Annotated in this window: 5 protein-coding genes and 1 pseudogene; 2 read left to right on the plus strand and 4 right to left on the minus strand. The window is 74.4% G+C overall.

Annotation, left to right across the window (positions count from 1 at the left end):
* Positions 1–112: 112 nt before the first annotated feature.
* The gene (locus DZG00_RS11595; RefSeq protein WP_119455642.1) at positions 113–1,504 is read right to left on the minus strand and encodes an extracellular solute-binding protein; all 1,392 of its coding nucleotides are present in this window, start codon (positions 1,502–1,504) and stop codon (positions 113–115) included.
* Between the two features lie 144 nt (positions 1,505–1,648).
* On the minus strand, positions 1,649–2,914 hold the full coding sequence (locus DZG00_RS11600; protein ID WP_119382678.1) for an ROK family protein: 1,266 nt from the start codon (positions 2,912–2,914) through the stop codon (positions 1,649–1,651).
* Between the two features lie 167 nt (positions 2,915–3,081).
* Here DZG00_RS11600 and DZG00_RS11605 point away from each other — a divergent pair, with 167 nt between their 5' ends.
* Entirely contained in the window at positions 3,082–4,227 is a 1,146-nt protein-coding gene (locus tag DZG00_RS11605; protein ID WP_119382677.1) for an iron-containing redox enzyme family protein, read from the plus strand.
* Positions 4,224–4,511 carry a CDGSH iron-sulfur domain-containing protein gene (locus DZG00_RS11610; RefSeq protein ID WP_119383281.1) on the plus strand — a complete coding sequence of 96 codons (288 nt, stop codon included), beginning with the start codon at positions 4,224–4,226 and terminating at the stop codon, positions 4,509–4,511. Before DZG00_RS11605 ends, DZG00_RS11610 begins: the two co-directional genes overlap by 4 nt.
* A gap of 12 nt (positions 4,512–4,523) precedes the next feature.
* Here DZG00_RS11610 and ypfJ read toward each other — a convergent pair whose 3' ends face one another.
* On the minus strand, positions 4,524–5,435 hold the full coding sequence (ypfJ, locus tag DZG00_RS11615; RefSeq protein WP_119383280.1) for a KPN_02809 family neutral zinc metallopeptidase: 912 nt from the start codon (positions 5,433–5,435) through the stop codon (positions 4,524–4,526).
* A gap of 31 nt (positions 5,436–5,466) precedes the next feature.
* Positions 5,467–5,669, minus strand: a pseudogene (locus tag DZG00_RS11620) (DNA alkylation repair protein); the annotation flags it as partial.

A 5,669-nucleotide genomic window follows, 5' to 3' on the forward strand; every position in this document is an offset into this window, starting at 1 on the left:
GGACCGGGGGCTTCCCGCCGGCACCCGGTCCGGATCCCGCCGCGCCCCGCCGGTCGGCGCCCCGCACGTCGGCGCCGGGGCCGACCGGCACGGGGGCGACGGTGGACACGGGTCAGCCCCTCGCCTTCTGCGTCCCGTCCTCGCCGACGATGCCGACGAGGGCCTGGTCGTACGCGGCCGCTGCCTCCGCGGGCGACTGCTGCCCGGTCATCACCGACTCCATGGCGACCGTGATCGCGTTGGAGATGCGGCTGTAGTCGGTCGTCGCCGGGCGGAAGTGCGTGACGTCGACGATGGAGGAGAAGAACTCGAACGTCGGGTTGGAGGCGACGTACTCCGGGTCCTCGGCCACGTCGCTGCGGACGGCGATCTGGCTGGCCGCGATGTCGTACGCCTTGGAGCCGTCCTCGTCGAGGGCGTCGGCGATGAACTCGAAGGCCTTGTCGGGGTTCTTCGTCTTCGCGCCGACCGCGAGGGTCCAGCCGCCGGACATGCTCACGGCGCCGGGGGCCTGGCCGTCCTGCGTGGGCATGGGCGCCTGGCCCATGACGTCGCTCCACTCGGGCCACGGGTTCGTGCCCGTGTCGAGCCACGTGCCGCTCAGCCAGGAGCCGTCGAGGTCGATGGCGAGCTTGCCCTGCGGCAGCCACTCGCCGCCGACGATGGTGGAGATGTTGGTGTCGAGGGCCTCCTCCGGCTTCGGGCCGATGCCGCCCTGGTACACGTCGCGGATGAAGCCGAGCGAGTCCTCGAAGCCCTGGGATCCCGTGATCCACTTGCCCGTGGAGTCGTCGTAGAGCGTGCCGGTCGGGGTGCCGTAGTGCAGCATCTCGAAGCCCTGCATCGTCGCGCCCTCGCCCTGGGGCTTCCCCGAGTAGACGTTGAGGGGAACGACGTCCGGCAGCTCCTCCTTGATGGTCTTCGCGGCGTCGAGCACGTCGTCCCAGGTCGCAGGCGTCCACGGGACCGGCAGGCCGGCCTTCCGGAAGAGGTCCTTGTTGTACCAGAGGGCGCGCGTGTCGGTGCCCATCGGGATCCCGTAGACCTTGCCGTCCTCGCCGACGCCCGCCTGCTTCGCGGAGTCGAAGAACTCCGACCAGTCGTCCCACCCCGCCACCTGGTCGTCGAGGGGGAGGAGGTAGCCGGCGGCCGCGTCGGACTTCACCTTGAAGGTGTCCTCGTACATCACGTCGGGGGCGGTGGACGCGGAGCGGTTCATCAGCGCGAGCTTGGTGAAGTAGTCGTCGTTCTGGGCGGCGATGGGGACGAACTCGACCTTCATGCCGGGGTTCGCGGCCTCGAAGGTCTTCGCGGTCTCCTTCATGTGAGCGTCCATCTGGGTGAAGGTCCCGAACTTCTGGTACGCGACCTTGATGGTCTTCGCGTCGCCCCCGCCGCCCGCGCCGCCCGAGCAGCCGGTGGCGAGGAGGAGGGCGGCGACGGACGCCGCGGTGATCTGGAGGATGCGTGCTCGCGTCCTGCGGCGAGGCGGTCGATTCGTCATGGTGCTCCCTTGCTCCACTGGCCCTGGCGGTCGGCATCGTCGCCGTCCGTCGGGGTTAGCCAAACGTATGGACTAATCCATGTCAAGACATCGTGGTGACGATCCGACGACGGAGCGCCGGAGGGCGAGCGGGCGGGCGGCCCGCTAGCCGCGGATGAGCATCGCCGACGGGCGCGGTGAGAACGCGTTGTCGAGCACGAGGCACGCGCCGCCCACCGCGGCGACGTCCTCGCCCACGGCCGACTCGACCACGCGCACGGGGTGCTTGGCGATGAGCGCGGGCGACCGGCGCACCTCCTCGGGCAGGGTCGCGAGCACCAGGCGCGCGATGGGGTGCCAGAAGGGGCCGCCGCAGACGACCTCGTCGAGGTCGAGCAGGTTCACCTGGATCACGATGGCGCGGGCCAGGTGCCGGGCCGCCGCCTCCACGATCCGGCGGGCCGGGCCGTCCTCCGCGTCGGCGCGGGCCGCGAGCGCGTGGAAGGCCTCGCCGATCAGCCGCATGTCGACCGCGTCGCCGCTGGCCGCCGCCTCCGCGAGGGCCGCGTCCGACACGTCACCGGTCGAGAGCACGCCGCCCTCGACGGCCTGCCGCACGAGCGCGTGCGGGGTGATGAGCTCGCCCACGCAGCCGACGCGCCCGCACGTGCAGCGCCGCCCGCGCGCCGCGACCATGATGTGCCCGGAGTCCCCGGCGTTGGAGCTCGCGCCCCGCACGGGCTCGCCGCCCAGCACGAGCCCGGTGCCGAACCCCGTGCCGTAGTAGACGAACGCGAGGTGGCGGCGATCCCCGGGGCCGAACCAGAGCTCGGCGACGGCGGCCGCGGTCACGTCCTTCTCGAGGAGCACCGGGAGGCCCGTCGCGGTGCTGAGGGCGGAGCGCAGCGGCACGTGGCGCCAGCGGGGAAGCATCGGCGGATCCAGCACCAGGCCGGCGCCCACGTCGATGGGGCCGGGCGCGGCGAGCCCGACGCCGAGCACGGCCCGCCGGTCGACGCCCGCGTCGGCGATGAGCCCGTCGACCAGGCGCGCGACGAGCGCCACCACCTCGTCGGGCCGGGAGGCCGATGGCGTCGGGCTGCTGACGTGCCGGAGGACCGTGCCCTCGAGGTCGAGCAGCACGGAGGTGATGACCGCGGGATCCACGTGCACGCCCACCGCGAAGCGGCCGTCGGCCACGAGATGCAGGAGGGTGCGGGGCTTGCCGGGCCCGCGGATCACGGTGCCGCCCTCGCGCACGAGGCCCTCGTCGATGAGGCGGCGCGTGACGTTGGTGACGGTCTGGGCGCTGAGGCCGGTGCGCTCTGCTATCTCGGAGCGGCTGGCGCCCTCGGCCGCGCGGCGGACCGCGTCGAGCACCACGGTGCGGTTGTAGCCGCCGATGGCGGGCAGGTTGGTGCCGCGTCGCATGGGCACCTCCTCGCGCCGGGCGCCCGCCGGGCGCGGGCCTCCCCGCAGTATCCCGGATGCGCGCCCGCGGCTCGCACCGGGCCGCCGTCCGCCCATCCCTTACCGCTGCCCGGGGGAGACGGCGACACGCCCGACCGGGCCCACCGCGGTCGGAGGAGGGTGGAGGCATGACCGATCTGCTCGCGACCGCCCACGAAGCGGTCCGCACCCTCCCGTCGCCCCTCCCCGCCGCGCGCGGCCCGCTCAGCGCGGCGCTCCTGGCGGACCTCGCCGGGGGATCCGCCTCGCCGGTCGCGCACGGATCCGACACGGCCGTCGGCACCGCGGCCGACGCGCTCGCGATCGCCTCCGGTCCCGACCTCGCCGCGCTCGCCGTGCAGGCGGTCGCCGCGACGGACGACGTGGTCCGCGACGACGACGTGCAGCTGGCGCTCTTCTGCCTGTACGAGCTGCACCACGCCGGCCTCGCCGGGGTCGACGACGACCGCGAGTGGGACCCGCGCCTCATCGCCGTCCGCGGGATCCTCGAGCGCGCGTTCGAGGCCGCCCTGCGCGACCGCGTCCCCGTGCCCGAGCGCCCCGAGCCCACGTCCGCCGGCGTCGCCGCCGCGCTCTTCGCGCTCACCTCTGCCGACTCCGGCCCGTCCCTGTCGCGGTTCGTCGCGCGGAAGGCGACCGTCGAGCAGCTCCGCGAGTTCCTCGTGCAGCGGTCGATCTACACGCTCGGCGAGGCCGACCCGCACTCCTGGGCGATCCCGCGCCTCCGCGGCCGCGCCAAGGCCGCCATGGTGGAGATCCAGGCCGACGAGTACGGCGGCGGCCGCCCCGAGCGCGTGCACGCCACCATCTTCGGCGCGACCCTGCGCGGCGTCGGCCTCGACGACGGCTACGGCCACTACCTCGACAACGTGCCCGCCATCACGCTCGCCTCCTCCAACGCGATGTCGCTGTTCGGCCTCCACCGTCGCCTCCGGGGCGCGATCGTGGGGCACCTCGCCGCCTTCGAGATGACCTCGAGCGTGCCCAGCCGCCTGTACGCGAGCGGGATCCGCCGGCTCGGCTTCGGCGACGACGTCGCCTGGTACTACGACGAGCACGTGGAGGCCGACGCCGTGCACGAGCAGATCGCGGCCCACGACCTCGCGGGCGGGCTCGTCGAGTCGGAACCCGAGCTCCTCGACGACGTCCTGTTCGGCGCGGCCGCGTGCCTCGAGGTCGAGGGCTGGGTGGGCGCGCACGTGCTGTCCAGCTGGCAGGCCGGCCGGTCGTCGCTCCGCGAGGGTTCGACGGCCGCCGTCGTGGCGGCCGCGTGAGCGCGCCGTCCGCGGACGACGCCGGGACTCCCGGACCCGCGACCGAGCGGACGCCCGCCCGGACGCCCGCCGTCGAGCCGGCCCGGATCATCGCGTACCCGGATGGGCCGCTGCTCATCCGCGGGGACTTCGAGATCGTGGATCCCGAGGGCCGGCCGGTCCCGCGGACGCGCAGCACCGTCGCCCTCTGCCGCTGCGGCGTCTCGTCGATCAAGCCCTACTGCGACGGCACGCACCGCCTCGTCGGCTTCCGCACGGATCCGCCCGCGCCCGCCGCGGAGTAGGGGCGGAGGGTCCTAGAGGGCGCTGCCCGGCACGGCGAAGGTGTCGCACGCCGTCGGGCCGCCTGCCCGCCCGGCCTCGAACCAGCGCTGGCGCTGCTCGGCGGATCCGTGGGTCCAGGTGTCCGGATCCACCCCGCCGCCCGCCTGCGCCTGGATGCGGTCGTCGCCCACGGCGGCCGCGGCGTCGAGCGCGTCGGCGACCTCGGTCGAAGTGACGGGCTCGAGGAACGCGCGGCCGGTGTCGTCCCGCACCTCCGCTGCGGCCCCGACCCACGCGCCCGCGTAGCAGTCGGCCTGCACCTCGAGCCGCACCGAGTCGGAGTCCGGGCCGGTGCCGCTGCGGTCCGCGCGGTCGAACGCACCCGACAGCTGCTGGATGTGGTGCCCCCACTCGTGGCCGACGACGTACATCTGCGCGAGCGGGCCGCCCGAGGCGCCGAAGCGCGTGCGCAGCTCGTCGAAGAACGTGACGTCGACGAACAGGCGCCTGTCCGGCGGGCAGTAGAACGGGCCGGTGGCTCTCGACGCCTCGCCGCAGCCGGTGCTCGTGGCGGCGTCGAAGAGCGAGAAGCCGGGGCTCGCGTAGTCGGCGATCCCGACCTCGGACGCCGCGGTGGTCCAGTACGTGTCGAGCGAGTCGGCCGCGCCGGCCATGCGGCACTCGACGCTCGCATTCGCCTCCGCGCCGGTCGTGCAGCCCTCGATCGCCTCGTCCTGCTCCTGCGAGGAGCCGCCCGTCCCGGAGCCGCCCGCGCCGTCGACGAGCTGCGAGAGGTCGACTCCAGTGAACTGGTTGACGAGGATAACCGCGACCACCAGCAGGAGTCCGCCGCCGCCGGCCGCGATGCCGGTCGTGCGTCCCCGGCCGCCGCGCCGCCGGGTGACCTTGCTGCTGTCGATGCGGGCGTCGTCGTCGAAGGTCATGCCATGAACGTACCCGCGGGAGAGGTGGGCGTCAGGCGAGGTCCGGCCGCGTCTCGCGCACGACCTCCCGCACCCGCTCGACCGCCTCGCGCACGACGTCGTGCCCGCCGCGGGGTGCCGCCTCGGCGGTGCGCGCGCGGCGGAGGAAGCCGTCCCAGTCGCCGCCGCCCGCGCGGAGCGGACGCGCGGGTGCGAGGAGCGCCGCGCGACGGAGCCACACGTCCTGCTCGCCCG

The organism is Clavibacter lycopersici (assembly GCF_003576405.1).
GTDB classification, from domain to species: Bacteria; Actinomycetota; Actinomycetes; order Actinomycetales; family Microbacteriaceae; genus Clavibacter; species Clavibacter lycopersici.

Bases quoted from the DNA above. Each gene is read 5' to 3' on its own strand.
- DZG00_RS11595 (WP_119455642.1), bottom strand. From the start codon at position 1,504: ATGACGAATCGACCGCCTCGCCGCAGGACGCGAGCACGCATCCTCCAG.
- DZG00_RS11600 (WP_119382678.1), bottom strand. From the start codon at position 2,914: ATGCGACGCGGCACCAACCTGCCCGCCATCGGCGGCTACAACCGCACC.
- DZG00_RS11605 (WP_119382677.1), top strand. From the start codon at position 3,082: ATGACCGATCTGCTCGCGACCGCCCACGAAGCGGTCCGCACCCTCCCG.
- ypfJ (WP_119383280.1), bottom strand. From the start codon at position 5,435: ATGACCTTCGACGACGACGCCCGCATCGACAGCAGCAAGGTCACCCGG.